Annotated in this window: 20 protein-coding genes and 1 pseudogene; 11 read left to right on the forward strand and 10 right to left on the reverse strand. The window is 57.3% G+C overall.

Features of this window, described 5'->3' with window-relative positions; genetic code table 11:
• Positions 1-153: 153 nt before the first annotated feature.
• Entirely contained in the window at positions 154-1,023 is an 870-nt protein-coding gene (locus VF694_RS14035) for a hypothetical protein (protein ID WP_440164713.1), read from the reverse strand.
• Between the two features lie 158 nt (positions 1,024-1,181).
• Between VF694_RS14035 and VF694_RS14040 the strand changes: the two genes are divergently transcribed.
• The 3 genes and pseudogenes from VF694_RS14040 (at position 1,182) to VF694_RS14050 (ending at position 3,234) form a co-directional block, all read left to right on the forward strand.
• Entirely contained in the window at positions 1,182-1,745 is a 564-nt protein-coding gene (locus tag VF694_RS14040; protein WP_059318260.1) for a YggT family protein, read from the forward strand.
• A gap of 238 nt (positions 1,746-1,983) precedes the next feature.
• Positions 1,984-2,619 (forward strand): annotated as a pseudogene (locus VF694_RS14045) (DNA-3-methyladenine glycosylase family protein); the annotation flags it as partial.
• A gap of 135 nt (positions 2,620-2,754) precedes the next feature.
• Positions 2,755-3,234, forward strand: coding sequence for a methylated-DNA--[protein]-cysteine S-methyltransferase (locus VF694_RS14050; protein WP_407927751.1), 480 nt, complete (start codon positions 2,755-2,757; stop codon positions 3,232-3,234).
• Positions 3,235-3,287: 53 nt separating this feature from the next.
• Here the strand turns inward: VF694_RS14050 and VF694_RS14055 are convergent, their stop codons facing one another.
• The 8 genes from VF694_RS14055 to VF694_RS14090 all read right to left on the reverse strand — a co-directional run bounded on the left by VF694_RS14055 (position 3,288) and on the right by VF694_RS14090 (position 9,987).
• Positions 3,288-3,779, reverse strand: coding sequence for a glycine zipper 2TM domain-containing protein (locus tag VF694_RS14055; RefSeq protein WP_003801873.1), 492 nt, complete (start codon positions 3,777-3,779; stop codon positions 3,288-3,290).
• Positions 3,780-3,836: 57 nt separating this feature from the next.
• The gene (locus tag VF694_RS14060) at positions 3,837-4,778 is read right to left on the reverse strand and encodes a carbohydrate kinase family protein (protein WP_440164715.1); all 942 of its coding nucleotides are present in this window, start codon (positions 4,776-4,778) and stop codon (positions 3,837-3,839) included.
• 8 nt (positions 4,779-4,786) lie between these two features.
• The gene (locus VF694_RS14065; protein WP_080584978.1) at positions 4,787-5,965 is read right to left on the reverse strand and encodes a zinc-ribbon and DUF3426 domain-containing protein; all 1,179 of its coding nucleotides are present in this window, start codon (positions 5,963-5,965) and stop codon (positions 4,787-4,789) included.
• A 24-nt stretch (positions 5,966-5,989) separates the two neighbouring features.
• Positions 5,990-6,910 (reverse strand): 50S ribosomal protein L11 methyltransferase, encoded by a 921-nt coding sequence (gene prmA / locus VF694_RS14070; RefSeq protein ID WP_440164717.1) that lies wholly within the window; start codon positions 6,908-6,910, stop codon positions 5,990-5,992.
• Between the two features lie 96 nt (positions 6,911-7,006).
• Positions 7,007-8,356: an acetyl-CoA carboxylase biotin carboxylase subunit gene (gene accC, locus VF694_RS14075; protein ID WP_003801877.1), complete on the reverse strand. Its 1,350-nt coding sequence runs from the start codon at positions 8,354-8,356 to the stop codon at positions 7,007-7,009.
• 4 nt (positions 8,357-8,360) lie between these two features.
• Entirely contained in the window at positions 8,361-8,807 is a 447-nt protein-coding gene (gene accB, locus VF694_RS14080; protein ID WP_003801878.1) for an acetyl-CoA carboxylase biotin carboxyl carrier protein, read from the reverse strand.
• Between the two features lie 86 nt (positions 8,808-8,893).
• Positions 8,894-9,328, reverse strand: a complete 435-nt coding sequence (gene aroQ, locus VF694_RS14085) for a type II 3-dehydroquinate dehydratase (RefSeq protein ID WP_003801879.1) — start codon at positions 9,326-9,328, stop codon at positions 8,894-8,896.
• 161 nt (positions 9,329-9,489) lie between these two features.
• Positions 9,490-9,987, reverse strand: coding sequence for a TlpA family protein disulfide reductase (locus VF694_RS14090; RefSeq protein ID WP_003801880.1), 498 nt, complete (start codon positions 9,985-9,987; stop codon positions 9,490-9,492).
• Between the two features lie 108 nt (positions 9,988-10,095).
• Here VF694_RS14090 and mpl point away from each other — a divergent pair, with 108 nt between their 5' ends.
• The 8 genes from mpl (at position 10,096) to VF694_RS14130 (ending at position 18,615) form a co-directional block, all read left to right on the forward strand.
• Positions 10,096-11,460, forward strand: coding sequence for a UDP-N-acetylmuramate:L-alanyl-gamma-D-glutamyl-meso-diaminopimelate ligase (mpl, locus tag VF694_RS14095; protein ID WP_003801881.1), 1,365 nt, complete (start codon positions 10,096-10,098; stop codon positions 11,458-11,460).
• Between the two features lie 28 nt (positions 11,461-11,488).
• Entirely contained in the window at positions 11,489-12,076 is a 588-nt protein-coding gene (locus VF694_RS14100; RefSeq protein ID WP_440164720.1) for a YqiA/YcfP family alpha/beta fold hydrolase, read from the forward strand.
• Between the two features lie 41 nt (positions 12,077-12,117).
• A complete protein-coding gene (locus VF694_RS14105) occupies positions 12,118-14,007 on the forward strand; it encodes a ribonuclease catalytic domain-containing protein (protein WP_003801883.1) in 1,890 nt (629 codons plus the stop codon).
• Between the two features lie 5 nt (positions 14,008-14,012).
• Positions 14,013-14,882 carry an energy transducer TonB family protein gene (locus VF694_RS14110; protein WP_059318254.1) on the forward strand — a complete coding sequence of 290 codons (870 nt, stop codon included), beginning with the start codon at positions 14,013-14,015 and terminating at the stop codon, positions 14,880-14,882.
• 106 nt (positions 14,883-14,988) lie between these two features.
• The gene (gene aroE, locus VF694_RS14115; RefSeq protein WP_440164723.1) at positions 14,989-15,840 is read left to right on the forward strand and encodes a shikimate dehydrogenase; all 852 of its coding nucleotides are present in this window, start codon (positions 14,989-14,991) and stop codon (positions 15,838-15,840) included.
• A gap of 1 nt (position 15,841) precedes the next feature.
• A complete protein-coding gene (gene mtgA / locus VF694_RS14120; RefSeq protein WP_059318253.1) occupies positions 15,842-16,561 on the forward strand; it encodes a monofunctional biosynthetic peptidoglycan transglycosylase in 720 nt (239 codons plus the stop codon).
• Between the two features lie 53 nt (positions 16,562-16,614).
• Positions 16,615-17,775: an LPS export ABC transporter permease LptG gene (lptG, locus tag VF694_RS14125; protein WP_059318252.1), complete on the forward strand. Its 1,161-nt coding sequence runs from the start codon at positions 16,615-16,617 to the stop codon at positions 17,773-17,775.
• A gap of 3 nt (positions 17,776-17,778) precedes the next feature.
• Complete coding sequence (locus tag VF694_RS14130) at positions 17,779-18,615, forward strand: symmetrical bis(5'-nucleosyl)-tetraphosphatase (RefSeq protein WP_003801888.1); 837 nt, start codon at positions 17,779-17,781, stop codon at positions 18,613-18,615.
• Here the strand turns inward: VF694_RS14130 and VF694_RS14135 are convergent.
• Positions 18,612-19,385, reverse strand: coding sequence for a lysophospholipid acyltransferase family protein (locus tag VF694_RS14135; protein ID WP_240209269.1), 774 nt, complete (start codon positions 19,383-19,385; stop codon positions 18,612-18,614). The genes VF694_RS14130 and VF694_RS14135 overlap by 4 nt on opposite strands.
• Between the last annotated feature and the right edge of the window lie 14 nt (positions 19,386-19,399).

Genomic DNA, 19,399 nt, shown 5'->3' on the forward strand with positions numbered 1-19,399 from the left:
GCGCAAAACGGCAGTCGCACAGAACGCAACTTATTGGAGACAGCAAGCGGGGTTAACAAAGCCATATGCGTGTGCTACATGATTAATACTTGACTGTGTAGGGGCTTGCGTTAGACTTCTATGCGTATAGGGTATTGGCCCTGAACGCCTGCGTCATTTGAAAAAGGCCATTGCAGTTTTCCAGGCCAGGACAAATGGGTGTGGACAAACTAAAGACTTGTTCTCAAGGAGCATGATCATGGCAACAGCCAAGAAAGGCGCAGCAAAAGCAGCAAGCAAGAAAGCCGTCAGCCCCAAAAAAGCAACGCCAGCCAAAACAGCCGCAGCAACCGCTACTGCTACCAAGACCAGTCCCAGCAGCAAAACCGCTGCCTCCACGTCCCCCGCTAAAACCACGGCTTCCAAGACCGGCAAAGCTGCTGTGAAAGCGCCTGCCAAAGCGGCAAGCAGCGCCCCAGCCAAGAAAACTGCGACAAAAGCAGCGGTAAAGAAAACCACGGCAGCAAAGCCCGCGGCAAGCAAAACAGCCACAAGCAAGCCAGCCGCCGTGAAAACCGTCGCCAAAAAAGCAGCTGCTAAAAAGACCAGCACCAGCAAAGCCGTTGCCCAAAAAACGGTAGCCAAAAAAGCGCCCGCCAAAAAAGCGGCCGCTCCCAAGACAAACACTGCTAAAACAGCAACTGCCAAACCTGCTGCCACGGCTGCCGACAAAAAACCGGCCAGCACCAAGGCAAGCACATCCGTGGCAAAGAAAGCCACGTCCAGTAAAGCGACAGCCAAACCTGCCGCTAAAACCGGCACTAAGGCAGCAGCCAAGACAGCGGCAAAAAAAGCCAGTCCCGCTGCCAGTGCAGCAAAATCCGTAGCTCCCAAGAAGAAAGAAGTTAAATCCGTGACCGCAGAAACCAAAACCCCAAAGACCAGTACAACGTCCAAAACCGCCGCTAAAGTTGGCAATAAGACCGCCGCACGAAAAGCGACCAAAACCGCTGCTGCGCCTGCTGAGCCGCGTCGTGAAGACATCAACCCTGCCGGCTCCTGGCCGTTCCCAACCGGCAAGCGTCCTTAAGCGCACCTCGTTTGCACGTTTTTCCTAAAGAGCCACCCCGATCGGGTGGCTCTTTGGTTTGACGCACTTGCATGCGACAATTCTCTCTTCTATCAATTCATACCAAGCAACTATGTTCAGTGAAGTCGCCCTCTTCCTAATCCATATTGTTCTGTCACTGCTGGGCACGATTTTGCTACTGCGTGCCTGGGTTTATGCGCTCAGAATCCACCCCTTCAATCCCTATTCACAAGCCATGTTCAAAGTCACGGACTGGCTGATCATGCCTTTGCGACGGGTGATCAAAAGTGGCAATCATTGGGACTGGACCTCCCTGTTCGCCGCCTGGCTAAGTGCCTTGGTTTACCTTGTTCTTAGCGCCATGGTGCTGACCGGTTCGGTCTCCATGCTCTCCAACTTCCCCATGTTCTTGCTGGCCGCCGTCTTTACCGTGCTGCGCTGGACTTTGAGCCTGATTTTCTGGGTGGTGCTGCTGCAGGCCTTGCTGTCATGGATTCAGCCTCAGTCTCCCAGCATGCCTTTGCTGCGTTCCATTACGGCGCCCTTGCTGGACCCGATCCGCCGCGTCTTGCCCGATCTGGGTGGCCTGGATCTGTCGCCATTAGTGTTGCTGCTGTTGACACAGGTGCTCAATATGGTCATCACACGCACAGCTTTCAGCCTCGTACCTATCTAGGCTGGCACGCCATCTTGTCTGAAGAAGCCTGAACGTATGTTCAGGCTTTTTTTTGCTCCCCTGCACCTGGACATTCAACTGCAACCCCATCAACACTCCCCCTCCCGCCCCGTCAATGGAGCCCCCCGACACACAGTCCACCCAGTTTTCATGACATGAATTCAAGAGCAAGAATCAGGGTGCCTGCCCCCAAGGTGGACCTTATACTGGTCTTACCTTCAATCAGCCGAGCACTGGCATGACTCGCCTTTTACCGAACCCGGACTTGGACGGCCGCTATCGCAAGGCCGAAAAATTTCTGGCCGCACTGGACCCTGACTGGCAGGCACTGATTGCCCATGTCGGCCCCTGTGTTCACCAGCCACGCCCAGAACGCGACCCTTACGAGGCACTTATCCGCTCTGTGGTCTATCAGCAGTTGCATACCCGTGCAGCTGAACGCATTTTGCAGCGTCTGCTTGATCTCTATCCCCACGGCCATTGCCCAGATCCAGAGGAAGTGCTGGCCACACCGTATGAGACGCTGCGGGCTTGCGGCTTGTCCGGCGCCAAGGCCACCAGCATCATGGGGCTGGCACAAGCGCGGTTGGATGGCCTCATTCCCGATCAGGCACGTGCCATGCAGATGTCCGAGAAAGAACTCATCGAACGGCTGACCACCTTGCGTGGCATCGGACGCTGGACGGTTGAAATGATGATGATGTATACGCTGGAGCGTGAGGACATCCTGCCTGCAGATGACTTCGGAGTGCGTGAAGGCTACCGCAATCTGAAGCGTCTGGACAAAGCCCCCTCGCCCCGCGCTCTGCGTGAGATTGCCCAAGCCTGGGCCCCGTATCGAAGCGTGGCCTCCTGGTATTTGTGGCGCATGCCCAAGCGAGCAGCCGCTACTGCTTTTTCACAAAGCGACGAACACGTTTATATCCCGGCGGACAAGCCGGCCATTACACGGCGTCGCTCAGGCCCAAGCGGGCCGATTCATTTTGGCATCACCGCGTGCAGCCTGGGTATGTTGCTGGTCGCCAGGAGCGAACGCGGGATTTGCGCAATTTCTTTGGGTGATGACGCCGCAGTCATGCTCCAACAACTGCAGAATCAGTTCAAAGCAGCCACGCTGATTCAAGCAGAGGTGCAGCTCCAGCAAGAACTGGCCTACCTACAAACCTTGGTAGACGAGCCGGATCAGGAAATGAACCTGCCTCTGGACATTCAAGGCACCGCTTTTCAACAACAAGTCTGGACATTGCTGCGCGAGATACCCCTGGGCCAGACCATGAGCTATACCGACATTGCCGTCCGGTTGGGCATGCCAAACGGAGCCCGGGCAGTCGCTCAAGCCTGTGCCAGCAACCTATTGGCCGTTGCCATTCCCTGCCATCGTGTTCTGCGACAAAGCGGGAGTCTGGCAGGATACCGCTGGGGCCTGGAGCGCAAGAAAATCCTGCTTGAGCGTGAGCGCCGCCAGGCCAGCCAGCACAGACAGGCATAAAAAAACCCGGCCATGAGCCGGGTTCTTTATCACGTGAAGCCACGGGGCACCACTTACATGGGCACCACACGCGTAGGACCATTACCGCTGAGCATGCGTACACGCTGGCCGACGGACAACGGTACATCGGCTTCCTGAGCCACGACACGAGTCTCACCGTTGTCCAGCTGCACCGTAATCTCCAAACCCTGGGTCTTCCCCATACGGTTCTCTACGGCATTACCAACCAGGCCACCCAAAATAGCGCCACCGATACTGGCCAGAATACTGCCGCGCCCGCCACCGATACTGCTGGCTGCCACGCCACCCAAGGCGGCTCCCCCAACCGTACCCACGCCCGAGTTCTGGTCTTCCTGAATGGTGACGGCTCGTACCGACACCACCGTACCTAAACGCACGATCTGTTCGCGCTGAGCCTGACCGTAGCTGTACACCGAGCTGGAAGCCGATTTATTGGCACAACCGGCCAGCAGGAACACGGGCGCCGCCAGGCTCGCCACTACCAGCAGACGTACTTTGGGTCGATCGAAAAAAGAAACGTACATACGGTTTACTCCAAAAAACGTGGCTGGCCGAATCATAGAAAACGGCTGAGTGCTCTCTTACAGACTACGTTCGATACCATAGTGCTGTTTTAGCATGGCCGAGATATCAGAACGTTTAAATTCATGATTTTGCGGACCATCAGCTTGAATTTTAATACTGCCCATCAAGTTGCCCAAGCTGCAGGCCTCTTGCCAGCTCCACCCTTTTGTAAGTCCATATAACAGGCCGGCGCGATGCGCGTCGCCGCAACCGGTGGGATCAACCAGATTTTCCACGGGGACTGGAGCAATGTGATAAGTCTGGCCTTGATGATAAAGCGTGCTGCCATGCTCGCCACGCGTCACCACGGCCGCTTGCAAGCCTTGTGCGATCTCGGCCATGCTCTTGGAGGTGCGCTGCTCAATCACTTCGGCCTCATACTCGTTAGCCGTAAGAACTTGACACAGTTCAAGCATTTCATGCAGGTCTTCACCCGCAAACAAGGGCATGGCCTGACCCAGGTCGAAGATAAAGGGGGTGCCCTGCGCATGCAAACGGCGCGCATGGGCGAACATGCCATCTTTGGAATCTGGCGCCACAATACCCCAGGCCGCTTCCTGGCCCGACAGGTCAATCTGGGCCGAGCTCACCATCGCGCCGGGATGAAAAGAAGTAATCTGGCTGGCGGCCAGGTCGGTGGTGATGAAGCACTGAGGGGTGAACATGTCTGGCATCACCCGGACCATGCTGGTGTCAATCCCCAGATCCTGGAGACGCTGTACGTAGTCCACGCCATCACTACCGACTGCCCCTACCGGCACAGGCTGGCCACCCAGCATATTCAAGTTGTAGGAAATATTACCTGCGCAGCCGCCCCACTCTTTACGCAGGCTGGGCACAAAAAAAGACACGCTCAGGGTCTTGATGCTGTCGGGCAAGATGTGATCTTTGAAGTACCCCTCGAAAACCGCGATCGTATCGAACGCGATCGAACCACATACCAGCACTCGCTCGGTCATAAATTACCTTATGGAAAAAAAGGGCTAATCTGGTAGCCATTAACTTGTAGCTGCCCGGTGTTCAAAGGCAGGCGCACCATGAGCTCACTGCGCGCTGCAAAAGCAGGCTCACGTCGCTCGGGAGCCAGATACTGGTCGGGCGTGATATTGCGCCGTGCGATCAGAGCTCCGGAAAAATCTTTCAAATCAAGAACCAGCGTGGGCCACTCCTGGGGACGCTCAAAGTCGTTACGCAGCGTAAAGCCCAAGGTGGATTGACCAGGCTGGCTGGGCGCCTTATGCAAAGCCGAAGCCTGCACCCGGATCTGATCCAGGCGGCGCTCATAGGGAACCTGGCAGGACAACGTCTCACAGGCACGCTCGAACACGGGACGCAACAGGGGCACCTGGCTCACAATCTGCACACGGTAGACATACATCAACTGCGCGACAAACAGCAGCGCACCCAATACGCACAAACTGGTCCAGAACAGAGCGCTCACACGCTGACCCAGGCTGGCCTCACCTTCATAGCGCGTCTCACGCTGCAAGGCAGGGTTAGGCTCAATAAGCCAGTCCTGCTGCACATGGTCGCTATCATGCGTGCCATCAGCCTGACGGGAGGGAAATGAAGCTCGCAACGTGCTGGCGCGATCACCAACACTGAATTGGGGTTCTGCACCTGTCCAGGAAGCCTGACCGATATGATGCCCACGCTCTTGCTCAGGGGTCAGATCAGCAGACACAAAAAATGCTGCTTCCCCGTCATCGCGCGGCGTACGCCCTGCTCTGGCACGAGCACGAATCACGGCAGGGTCAGCCGGTGTAACGGGCGCCTGCGCGAGAATGGAGTCCGGAAATTTACGGACCTGCAAAGACTCATGGGCACTGCCTTCATCGCGGGGTGGGGCGTGACGGGAGTGCTCAACAAAGCGCGGTCCCGGGATGGGAGCCTGCAAATCGACCGCCTGCACCTGTTCGCGCCGGGCCGACACCGTCGGCTCAGGCGCCAGACGCGGCTCGATCGGTTCCATCACAGGGGGAGAAACATAGGTAGGCTCAGGGGCTTGCTCATCAATGACTTCTTCAAAGCCATCGAAGATATGCGCACATTGAATACAGCGTATATAGCCCCGGCGGCGCTGCAGCACTTCCACACTAGCTGCAAATGAGGTCCCGCAACGGGGGCAGCGAGTCTTTAGCTCCATAAACTCACCTTAAGTTCTGCCGTCTTACAACGGGCGTTGACCAGCCAAACACACCCAGCCATCCCGTTCCTGCCAGACCGACAAGGGCAGATAGGAGGAGTAGACATCGATCATTTCCTCAGCCTGCCAATTGTAAATACCGGACAAAATCAGATGCCCGCCCGGTTTGACGCGGTTGGCCAGCATAGGTGCCAGCATACGCAGGGGATTGGCCAAAATATTGGCTACAACCAGATCCGTTTGCCCGGCGGGCATCGCGTCGGGCAGCAAGCCCTCCACCTCGACCTGATTGACTTGCGCATTGTAGCGCGTGGCAATCACGGCCTGCTCGTCAATATCCACACCAATCGTATGACCGGCACCCAGCTTGCGGGCGGCAATGGCCAAAATGCCGGAGCCACAACCATAATCCAACACGGTCTGACCTGCCTGCACATGGTGGGCCAGCCAATCCAGACACAAATGTGTGGTTGGATGACTGCCGGTGCCAAAGGCCAGACCGGGGTCCAGTTCAATCCGCACCAGTCCGTCATCACCTTCCTGAGCAGGAGGCAGATCCTCATCATCCTTGTGCCAGCTAGGCACAATCAGGATACGCTCGCCCACGGGAATGGGACCGAACTGGGACTGGGTCAAACGCACCCAATCCTCGTCAGGCACTTCGCGCAGGCTCCACTGGGCCTTGTCGCGATCAAGCACACCCGCCTCAAACAGCGGTTGCAGTAACTCTTCCGGCTCAAGCTCCTCGGGCAGCAACGCCACCACCCAATTGCGATCCCAGGCCAACACATCCGGCTCAATACCCGGCTCACCAAACAAGGGCTTTTCCTGATCGGTATCACCGTTAGCATCTTCCACCGACACCGACAAGGCGCCCGCTTCCAGCAGGGCATCGGACAAACGTTCAGCTTCGTGTTCCTGGCAGCTCAGTAAGAGTTCACGCATACATAGTTTCCATAAAGCAAAACAGGGGGCTTGCCCCTGTTTTACATAATCATCATTCTTGTCAGGTCAGGCCATCGGCCCGACCCGTTGCTGCCCTTATTTGCTACGTTGGGACAGCTTTTGTTCCAGGTAATGAATACTGGTGCCACCTGCCTTGAAGTTGGCGTCCTGCATCAATTCCCGGTGCAGTTCCACGTTCGTCTTGATCCCTTCCACCACCATTTCGGACAAGGCAATGTCCATACGGGCGATGGCCTGCTCACGTGTCTTGCCATAGGTAATCAGCTTGGCAATCATGGAGTCGTAATAGGGAGGCACGGTGTAACCGGTAAAGACGTGCGAGTCGATACGCACGCCAGGGCCACCGGGCGTGTGCCACTTGGTAATCAAACCAGGGCTTGGGACGAAATTGAACGGGTCTTCTGCATTGATACGGCACTCGATCGAGTGACCCACGAATTCGATGTCACGCTGGCGCAATACAAATTTCTCGCCTGCAGCCACCTTGATCTGCTCTTGCACCAGATCAATACCGGTAATCATTTCCGTGATGGTGTGCTCGACCTGAATCCGGGTGTTCATCTCGATAAAGAAGAACTCACCGTTTTCATACAGAAATTCAAACGTGCCCGCGCCACGATAACGCATACGGCGACAAGCGTCGGCACAGCGCTCACCGATACGTTCGATCAGGCGACGCGGAATGCCCGGTGCGGGCGCCTCTTCAATCACTTTCTGGTGACGGCGCTGCATGGAGCAATCGCGCTCACCCAGCCAGATGGCGTTGCGGTCGCCATCGGCCAACACCTGAATTTCGATGTGGCGTGGATTCTCGAGGTACTTTTCCATGTAGACCTCGGGATTGTTGAACGCCGCCGCTGCTTCAGTTTTCGTCGTAGCAACAGCTGTCAACAGGGCCGCTTCGGTGTAGACCACGCGCATGCCGCGACCACCACCACCGCCCGAGGCCTTGATGATGACGGGATAACCCACTTCGCGAGCAATGCGCACGATTTCTGCCGGATCGTCAGGCAAGGCACCGTCCGAGCCGGGAACCACGGGCACACCGGCCTCGATCATGGCTTTCTTGGCCATGACCTTATCGCCCATTGTGCGAATGTTCTCGGGACGAGGGCCGATAAAGACAAAACCGCTCTTTTCGACACGATCAGCGAAGTCCGCATTCTCAGCCATAAAGCCGTAGCCAGGGTGAATGGCTTCCGCATCGGTGACTTCCGCCGCCGAGATGATGGCAGGCATGCTCAGGTAGCTGTCACGGGCCTGGGCTGGGCCAATGCATACGGCCTCGTCAGCCAGACGCACGTATTTGGCACCACGATCTGCTTCAGAATAAACGACGACTGTCTTGATACCCATCTCGCGGCAGGCGCGCTGGATACGCAAGGCAATTTCGCCCCGATTGGCGATTAGGATTTTTTCAAACATATCATCAACCGATGATGAACAAGGTCTGACCGTATTCCACCGGCCCGCCGTTTTCAACCAGGATTTCCTTGATCACGCCGGACTTGTCGGCTTCGATCTCGTTGAGCAGCTTCATGGCCTCGATAATGCACAGGGGCTCGCCTTCCTTGACGGTCTGGCCCACTTCCACAAACGGAGCGGCGCCCGGGCTGGGGGCACGATAGAAGGTACCGACCATCGGAGCCTTGACGGCGTGGCCTTCGGGAGCTGCGGGAGCAGCCGGGGCGGCAGGAGCACCGGCGGGCGCCACCACCTGGGCTACAGGAGCCTCAGGGGCGTACACCACGGGAGCGGCCGAGCTTTGCGAAAATTTAACAATGCGAACCTTGTCATCACCTTCGGTGATTTCCAGCTCAGCAATGCCAGACTCGGCGACCAGATCGATCAGGGTTTTGAGTTTTCTAAGATCCATGCGTACTTCCCGCAACGCCGCACTAGCCACTGACTGGGACAGGACGGCATTAAAAAAATATTGGTCAAAAAAACGAAACGAACCGCCTAACTATTCAAAGCGAACCGCAAAGCGGCCTCATAGCCGTACGCCCCTAAACCCACAATGACACCGCAAGCGGTGTCAGAAAGATAGGAGTGGTGGCGGAACGGCTCACGACGGTGAACATTGGACAGATGAACTTCAATAAACGGAATACCGACACCGGCTAGCGCATCCCGTATCGCCACGCTGGTATGGGTATAGGCCCCAGCATTGATCAGGATGAAATCGACACCCTGGTCACGAGCTTGATGAATTCGATCAACGAGCCCGCCTTCGTGGTTACTTTGAAAAAAATGACACTGCGCGCCATGCTGATCGGCCAGCACCCGTAAACCACTGTTGATATCTTCGAGAGTCTGGTGTCCGTAGACATCGGGTTCTCGTGTTCCCAGCAGGTTGAGGTTGGGCCCGTTAAGGACCAGGACATGTTTCGCCATAGCGGATTTTTCGTCAAGACAGACCGCCTTTTTACGCTAAATAACGTCATTTGTCCATAAACCTGCTTGGCTTACAAACAGTTAGGATTGGTTCCATCCCGTTTGGGGCAGGCTGCCCACAGAGCGGAAATTTAACGAAATTAAGCGAAAAAGTCGGCCAGTTAGCGTTGAGCCTTAATAACTTCGTCCAACTTTTCGGGATCTATCTGACCCAAAATCCGTTCGCTGATCCGACCATTGCTGCCAAACACGACCGTAAAGGGCAGGCCGCCCTTTTTATTGCCCACGCTGCGCATCTGTTTCAGACCCGCCGAACCCGCCAGCAAAATATCGTAGCTGACCGGAACGCGTTCCAGAAACTCCGTGACGTTATCGAGCGAGTCCACCGCGATGCCGACAAAGTGCACGTCGGGATAGCGTTCGTGCAGGGCTTGCAGGTCAGGCATTTCCTTGACGCAGGGCGCGCACCAGGTTGCCCAGAAATTCACGACCAGCGGCTTGCCGCTGTAGGCGGACAGCGCACGATCCTCGCCCTGAAGATCTTTGAAGCTTTGCGCCAGAAACGGGTCGGAAGGCAGCAAACTGGCCCATGGGGCAGGATGCAGGGCCAAAAGGCTTGCACACACCAGCGACTGCCGCAGAAAAAGACGCCTACGCATACCGGCTTACACCTGAAAAAATATCATTCAGGGATGATAGCACCGGCCCTCACCAAAGCTCACGCATCAGATCAAACAGTCGTCTAGAATACAGGCCGGAGGATTGTCATGCATATACACATACTAGGAATTTGCGGCACATTCATGGGTGGTCTGGCCCTGATTGCCCGTTCGGCTGGCCATACGGTCACAGGTTGCGACGCCGGGGTTTACCCGCCCATGAGCACCCAACTGGAAGAGCAAGGCATTGCACTGATCGAGGGCTTTGGCGCAGAGCAAACCGAACTGTGTCCTGATCTCTATATAGTGGGTAATGTGGTCACCCGCGGCAATCCCCTGATGGAGGCCATTTTGGATCAGGGCCTGCCTTACACGTCCGGTCCGCAATGGCTGGGCGAGAACATCCTGCACCAGCAGCACGTATTGGCCGTGGCAGGCACACACGGCAAGACTTCCACCAGCTCCATGCTGGCTTGGATTCTGGAGCAGGCCGATCTGTCGCCTAATTTCCTGATCGGTGGCGTGGCCCCTGGTCTGGGCGTCTCGGCGCGCTTCAATCCTGGACAATCCTTGTTTGTGATCGAGGCCGACGAGTACGACACCGCATTTTTCGACAAACGCTCCAAGTTTGTTCACTATCGCCCCCGCACAGCCGTTCTGAACAATCTGGAATACGACCATGCCGATATCTTCCCGGATCTGCATGCCATCCAGACCCAGTTTCACCACCTGGTGCGCACCATTCCTTCCACTGGGTTGATTGTCCGTCCCACCCACACCCCCAGCCTGGATGAAACCCTGGCACGTGGTTGCTGGACGCCGGTCGAGCAGTTCGGCCCTGAAGGAGACTGGGACAGCAAAGCGCTGAGTCCCACTTCCTTTGAAGTAAGTTTCAAGGGCCAGCCCCAGGGCATCGTCCACTGGACCTTGACAGGCGAGCACAATCGTCTGAACGCTCTGGCCGCTATTGCTGCCGCCCACCATGTGGGCGTACAGCCTGAGCGGGCTTGTCAGGCATTGAGCCAATTTGCCGGTATCAAGCGTCGCATGGAAGTACGGGGTGTCGTCAAAGACATTACGGTCTACGACGATTTTGCTCACCACCCCACAGCCATTGCCACCACCCTCGCCGGCCTGCGCAGTCAAACCGGTCAATCAAGCCGGATTCTGGCGGTGCTCGAACCGCGCTCCAACACCATGAAGCTGGGCGCCATGGCGGCCCGCCTGCCAGGCTCGCTGGAAGAGGCAGATCTGGTATTTTGCTACGGTGAGACCCAAGGCAAGCACGCGCTGGGCTGGGATGCGGCCAAGGTCCTGGCCCCTTTAGGGGATCGTGCCACAGCGTGGAATGATTTGGATAAAATGGTTCAGGCTATTGTTCAAGCCAGCCAGCCCGGCGATGCCATTGTTGTGATGAGTAACGGCAGCTTTGGCGGCATTCATCAGCGCCTGCTGGATCAACTGTCACGCTGACCCTCTTATCTATATAGCAGGCGCTCCCATGATTCTCTATCTTCACGGCTTTCGTTCCTCGCCTTCGTCCTATAAAGCGCAGCGCCTGAAACAAGCCTTGCAGGACAGAGACATGCTGCACCTGTGGCGCTGCCCGCAATTGCCCGCCAGCCCGGCCCAGGCCATTGCCATGTGTAAACGCATTGTGGATACCGAACTGCAGACAGGCATGAGCACGGATCAATTATGTGTGATCGGCTCCTCGCTAGGCGGTTACTATGCCAGTCACCTGGCGCAGCACTATCACAGCCGCGCGGTACTGCTCAACCCGGTGGTCTACGCAGGACGGGATCTGGCCACCCAGGTGGGCGAACATGTCTGTTATCACTCGCCCGACCCTTTTCATTTCCTGCCCGACTATGTCGATGAGCTCAACGACATTCATGTCCCACGCCCAAGCGATCCCCAGCGTTTTTATCTGCTGGCCGCCAAAGGCGATGAAGTTCTGAACTGGCGCGAAATGGCGGATTGGTACAAAGGCAGTCAAGGGCAGATTCTGGAAGGCGGCGATCACGGTCTGACCGACTTCGACCCCTGGATCGACGATATTTTGCGCTTTGCCCTGCAACAACCTTAAATCTATTTACCGGATGGCCAGCACCATCCAGATGGAAAATCATGTACGTCCTTTTTGAAGACAGCGGTAATTTCAAAGCAGAAAAAATATTTTCTGACAGCGATACCACCATGCAGGTGGAATCCGCGTCTGGCAAGCGCAGCAAAATCAAGAAAAACAGCGTTCTGTTTACATTCGATCAGCCAGCCCCTGCAGAGCTGCTGGAAAAAGCCCAGGCCCTGGCCGACTCGCTGGATATCAATTTCTTGTGGGAATGCGCACCGCAGGACGAATTTGAGGCGGCCGAACTGGCCCAGGAGTATTTTGGCCACCCTCCCAGCGCCATCGAAAAAACCGGCACCATTTTTGCTCTGCACAGCGCACCGGCCTACTTCCATCGTCGGGGCAAGGGACTGTATCGCCCCGCTCCCCCGGAAATCCTGCAAGCCGCTTTGGCCGCCATTGAAAAGAAGCGTCTGCAGCAAGAACAGATTCAAACCTGGGCCGAGCAGATGATCAAGGGCGAGTTGCCACCCGAAGTGGCAGCCAAAGCGGGGACCTTCCTGACCCAGCCGGACAAAAACACGCTGGAGTGGAAAGCCTTCGATCAAGCCCAGAAGGAACTGGGTGTCAGCACCGAGAAACTGCTGCTCTCGCTGGGCGCCTGGTCCAACCCCCTGACCTTGCATCAGCATCGCTTTTTAACCGCTCATTTCCCCAAAGGCACCGGCTTTCCGGCAATCTGCCTGCAAAACTGGGGCCAGGACCTGCCCGAAGCGGATGTCATTGCGTACTCCGTGGACGATGCCAATACGATTGAGATTGACGACGCCTTGTCGGTCCAGCATCCCGAGCCGGGCCGACTGCGAGTGGGTGTCCACATTGCCGTACCGTCTTTGGCGATGAGCCGTGGCAATGAAATCGACCAGATCGCCCGCAATCGCATGGCAACGGTTTACACGCCAGGCTACAAGATTCCCATGCTGCCGCCTGAGCTGATCGCGCATTTCTCACTGGACCAGGGTCAAACACGCCCTGCCTTGTCCCTGTATGTGGATGCCGACATCAGCACAGGTGAAATCCTGTCCCACCAAACCCGCCTGGAACGCATCACCGTGGCGGGCAACCTGCGCCAGCATGAACTGGACCCGCTGATCAGCGAAGCGGCCCTGGCCGACGAAAACGCCGAGCTGCCTTATGCGCAGTGGCTGCGTCCGCTGTGGAATTTCTCCCGCCAACTGTCGGCCCAGCGCGAGGCAGTACGGGGCAAACCGGAAAACAACAACCGGGTGGAATACAGCTTTGAACTGGAAGGCCCGCACGATGACCCGAATTCCATCATCCGGCTGGTGCCGCGTGTGCGCAATGCTCCGCTCAGCCTGCTGGTGGCCGAATACATGATCCTGGCCAATCAGCTCTGGGGTGGCCTGCTGGCCGAACATAATGTGCCCGGTATCTATCGTTCCCAGCAATTCATGCGCACGCGCATGTCCACCACGCCCGGCCCGCACGAGTCCATTGGTGTACCGCAATACATCTGGTCCACCTCGCCGCTGCGCCGCTATGTGGACCTGATTAATCAAGGACAAATCCTGGCGGCCGCCCAGCATGGCATCTCGGCACGTCTGGCAGCCCCTTTCCAGCCCAAGGATGCAGACCTGTATGCCATTATTGGCGCCTTTGAATCGCAATACACCCAGTGGGCGGATTACCAGTCCTCTCTGGAGCGTTTCTGGTGCCTGCGCTGGTTGCAGCAAAACGATATCAAGCAAGTTCAGGCCAGCTTCATCAAGGAGGATCTGGTGCGCTTGACTAACGCCCCTCTGGTTCTACACGTTCCTGGCCTGCCGGCGCTGGAGCGAGGTCAGGAGGTGACCCTGGATCTGCTGTCGTTTGACGAACTGGCCTTGACCGTAGAGGCCCGTTTGCGCTCGGTCGCGACGGCCGACTGACAGCCATGAGCAAGCTTGAGCGCCGCAACCTGCCCAAAGATTATTTGTGGCTGGCGATCGCTCTTTCCGCCCTCATTCATCTCGTGCTGATTTTCTGGCCTGCCCGGCCACCCGCCCCGGCTGCCGACTCCCGTCTGGACGTGGCTCTGGTCAATTTCAGCACCGACTCCGTGCCTTTGAGTCCCCAGTTGCTGGCGCAGCTCAATCTGGATGGCGGCGGGGATCACCTGCAAGGTCAGGCCAGCAATCCTTTGCCGCTGAGCGACCCCAATCTGCCCAATCGACTGGTCCTTGAAGCCTTGCGGGCCCGTCAGCAAAGTCTGGAAGCCGAGCAGCAACGTCTGCTGGGCGAACTGGAGAGCCGCGATAAGGCTCCGCCCTCGACACCTCGTACGGAGTATATCGGCGCATCACTGGAGCCCGGTCCAGATGATCAGGATCTGGAGCCGCAACGTCACAACAGTCAGTTGGCCATGCTGCGCGAGCAGATTCGGGAGCAGCAGCGCCAGCCGCGTTATCACTATGTCGGGCCCAGTGCCAAGGCCAGTGAACAAGCGCGCTACCTGGACCAGTGGCGAGAGAAGATCGAACAAACCGGCACACGCCACTACCCGCGGCAAGACGGAATACAGCTCTACGGCCAGCTCCAAATGACCGTGTATATACGGCGAGATGGCAGCCTGCTGCGCGCTCAGATTACTCAGCCTTCCGATCAGCCCGCCCTGAATCTGGCGGCACGACGTATTGTGGAGCTGGCCGCCCCCTTTGCGCCCTTGCCCGAACAACTGGCCCCGAACGCAGATGTGCTTGTGATTACCCGCAGTTGGCACTTCACCCGTGACGGACTCAATATGCAGGGTGGGGATGGGCAGTAAGGCTGTATTGCCCATGGCAAACAGAAGCGAAGCCAGACCCTGGGGTAAAATACGTGGTTTCAGCCTTGGTGCTGACACCTGACAACACGACAAGCATCGCTTAACCATGCCCGACACGACTTCTGTCCAGCGCTACGGCGTTATTGGTCACCCCATCGAGCACAGCCGCTCCCCACAAATCCATGCCCAATTTGCCAGCCAGTTCAATCTGGCCCTGAGCTATGAGCGGATTTTGGCCCCCCTCGATGGTTTCGCCTCCACCGTAGAGCAGTTCTTCAAAACGGGCAGTGGCCTGAACGTGACTTTGCCGTTCAAGGAACAAGCCTACGAACTGGTGGGCCCACGCCTGAGCCGCCGGGCCCGCATGGCAGGGGCCGTCAATACGCTATGGCTGGAGGACGGGCAACTGCATGGATGCAATACCGACGGCTTGGGTTTGTGTTCGGATCTTCTGCGTGTTGGCCACAACCCGGAGGGCAAGCGCATCTTGCTGATCGGTGCGGGCGGCGCCTCACGTGGGGTCGTGTTTCCCTTGCTGGAGGCCGGCTGCGAGCTGCTGCACATCATCAATCGCACCAGTGCCAAAGCCTATGAAATCCGCGAGCAGGTAGTGGCTCTGGACCCGGATGCCTCGCGCCGCCTGAGTGCAGGCGGGCTGGACGACCACTGCGGTGACTGGGATATCGTCATCAATGCCACCTCGGCCAGTCTCAATCAGAGTCTGCCCGACCTGCCCGATGCCCGCTACCGCAGCCACTCGCTGGCCTACGATATGTTTTATGCCAGCGAGCCCACCGCCTTTATGCGGGCCGCCCAGCAGGCAGGCGCCACACAGAGCAGAGATGGTCTGGGCATGCTGGTGGGCCAAGCTGCCGCCAGCTTTCAGATCTGGCATGGCTTGCAAGCCGATGTCGAACCCGTGCTGGCCGCCTTGCGCCAGGACCTGGGACAAATCTGACGTGCGTCGCCTCCTGGTCCATCCCTGGAAACTGGCCGGCCTGGCCGTATTAACCCTGGCCGCCGCCGTTCTGCTCTATCAGATTGCCCTGTTTGTGATGGTGCTCTGGTATAGCGTGGTGCCCCCACGGATGACCTCCTTCATGGCGGCAGAGCAAGGTCAGTTGCGCAGCTCCGATGCCGATGCAAAACTGCGCTACCAATGGGTGCCTTACGACAAGATCAGCGCCAACCTGAAGCGCGCGGTCATCGCCTCCGAAGACTCGAACTTCCTGAATCACTCGGGGGTTGAATGGGATGCCATTCGTAAAGCGTGGGAATACAACCGACGCCAATCAGAAAAAGGCTCGACCCGTCGGCGCGGGGGCTCAACCATCTCCCAGCAATTGGCCAAAAATCTGTTTCTGTCAGAGTCGCGCAGTTATTTGCGCAAAGGACAGGAACTGATTCTGACCTATATGATTGAAACCGTCATGAGCAAGGAGCGTATTCTGGAGCTGTATCTGAACGTGGCTCAGTGGGGTGAAGGCGTATTTGGAGCCCAGGCGGCGGCGCGCCACTATTTCAAGACTGATGCCGCCACCCTTAGCGCCATGCAGGCCGCCCGGCTGGCAGGCATGCTCCCCAACCCAGCCTATTATGACAAAAACCGTAACAGCGCCTATTTGCAGTCGCGCACTCGCACCATCAGTCAACGCATGCGTCAAGTCGCTATTCCCTGACTGCAATCCGCATTTTTGTTAAGCTAGCCACGTCTTTCCTGGGCCCTATTTTCATGCGCACCGCTCGCCGCTATCTTGCTTCCGAAATCTATCGCTCCAGCGCCGTGGTGCTGCTTGCACTGCTGGGCCTGTTCACCTTTTTCGCCCTGATCGAAGAACTGGACAAAGTCGGCTCCAAATTCACCTTGGCCAATCTGTTCTACATCCAGGCGCTGGAATTGCCGACTCGTTTGTACGACCTGCTGCCCATTGGCTTGCTCATTGGCGCCACCCTGGCCCTGGCCAGCCTTGCCCAACGCAATGAGCTGGTGATTCTGCGCGCCTCGGGGGTCAGCGGCCTGCATATGATGATGATGCTCTGGACCATTACCTTGCCGCTGGTGGCCGGTGCTTTTGTCCTGTCCGAGTATGTCACGCCCATGGCCGAGATCAAATCCAGCGAGCAAGGCATGGCCTTGCTGGGACGGTCGGGTAGCGGACGGCTGGAAAGCGGCTATTGGTTCAAAGAGAACAATCCTCAAGGTGGAGTGCGCATCATCAACATTGCCAACCTGCAAGGCGACGGCAAAGTAAGTGATGTCAGCGTGTTCGACTTCTCGGACGGACAACGCTTAAACGCCATGATGCAGGCACCGAGCGGGCAATTTCACAAAAACCAGCTGGACTTGCAAGACGTCACCGAAACGCATGTCAGCGAGCAGTCACACACCGTCCTGAGCCAGGACAAAGCCCCTGAGCAAGCGCTGGTGAAAATTGAAAAGCGCCCCACCCTGACGCTGACCACTACGCTAACCCCGGACCGACTGATCGCGCGCGTCGTCACGCCCGAACGCATGTCCATTCTGGATTTGAAGGACTATATTGGTTATCTGGACGCCAACAAACTGCAAACCAAACGTCAGGTTGTAGCGCTGTGGCGCAAAGTTGCCTATCCGTTCACCTTGCTGGTCATGATTACCATTGCCGCACCCATCGGCTTTATGCAGACACGCCATGGCGGTGTGGGCACCAAGGTCTTTACCGGCATTTTACTGGGCGTGGGCTTTTTCATGATCAACCAGCTTGCCTTGAACGTGGCCATGCTCAGCAATCTGGCACCCTGGGTCACCGCTCTGGTACCGAATCTGATCGCCATGGCGCTGGCCTTGAGCGCTCTTATCCTGATGGAAAACCGGCACAACCGGCGACGTCGCAAACCCAGTGCAACACATTAAACCATGTCTTTAGCTACTTCCCCTGCCATCTGGGCAATTGGTGATGTTCAGGGCTGCTGCCGCCCCCTGGACAGCTTGCTCGGCCATCCGGATGTGGCCGCTGACAGCCAGGCCACTTTCTGGTTTGCTGGCGATCTGGTCAACCGTGGCCCCGACTCTCTGGGTGCTCTGCGCCTGATTCGCTCCCTGGGGGAGCGCGCTGTTTGCGTGCTGGGTAACCATGACATTCACTGCCTGGCGGTTGCCGCCGGGGTACGTAAATCCAGCAAGCAAGATACGCTGCAGGACTTGCTGGCTGCGCCCGACGCCCAGGAGCTACTGGACTGGTTGCGCCATCAGCCCCTGGCCCATTACGAACACGGGCATTTGATGGTTCATGCAGGGGTTCATCCAGCCTGGAGTCCCGAGCAGACACTGGAATATGCACAGGAGCTGGAAACATTGTTGCGTGCCGATGACTGGCAGCACACGATCATCGAACTGTTTGGCAACAAACCGGATCGCTGGGAAGCAGGGCTCAAAGGCTACGACCGGCTACGCGCCATTGTCAGCACCCTGACCCGCATGCGCATGTGCGACGCAGCCGGACACATGGATTTCAAGCACAAAGGCGCCCCCGATGCCGAATCAGGCTTGCTGCCCTGGTATGAGTTACCGCAACGTGCCTGCGCTCAGGTGCCCATCATTTTTGGTCATTGGTCTACGCTGGGCTTGTTGAACACCCCTACGCTCATCAGCCTGGATACCGGTTGCGTCTGGGGCCGACAACTCAGTGCAGTCCGCCTGCAAGACCGGCACCTGGTTCAGATTCACTGCCCGGAAAGCAAAAAACCCGGTTAACGCGCTGGGCCGGTGTCAGCAGCCGACTCGTGACAAACCACTGCGCGTATCCGCTCGCGGGCCTGATGGGCCGTTTGTGAGCGCCCCCATTGCGTGCAGGAGAGCGCGGGCATCACATCCAGAAAGTGGCAGTGCACAGACACATGGCGAGCACTGAGCAGGACCCAGATGTTGCCTACCAGGGACTGCTCGCCCACAAAGGCAAAACGCTCACTGCGCCGTCCCTGATGCTCAAACACCAGCGCCACAGGCTGAATATCCACATTCAGGCTGATCGCTGTCTCAAACAAGCTGGCATGAAACGGTCGCACCTCCCACCCCGTGGAGGTGGTGCCTTCGGGAAACAGGCCTACCGCGTCGCCCCGTTCGAAACAAACCGCCATTTGCTGGCTAACAATCTGAATGGCCCGACGTTGGCCACGTTCAATGAACACCGTTCCCGCGCCAGCAACCAGCCAACCGATCACGGGCCAGCGACGGATATCACTTTTTGCAATGAAGGAAGTGCAGCGCACGCTGTTGAGCACAAAAATGTCCAACCATGAAATATGGTTAGACACATAAAGCACGGAGCGATCCTGAACCGCCTGACCATGCAGGATGACGCGCACACCGCAAATAGTCATCAACAGGCGGGACATGCGTAGCACCATCAGACGGCGTCCGCCGGAGCGCAAGACGGGAAAAAGCAGGCCAACACTGAACAGGCCGACCACAATCCACACGATCAGAGCGACAGCACGCCAACTAAAACGAAATAAACTAATCAAAAGGCTGCAACCTT

Origin of the sequence: Alcaligenes sp. Lyrl_28 (assembly GCF_051948705.1) — a bacterium.
GTDB lineage: Bacteria > Pseudomonadota > Gammaproteobacteria > Burkholderiales > Burkholderiaceae_B > Alcaligenes > Alcaligenes ammonioxydans.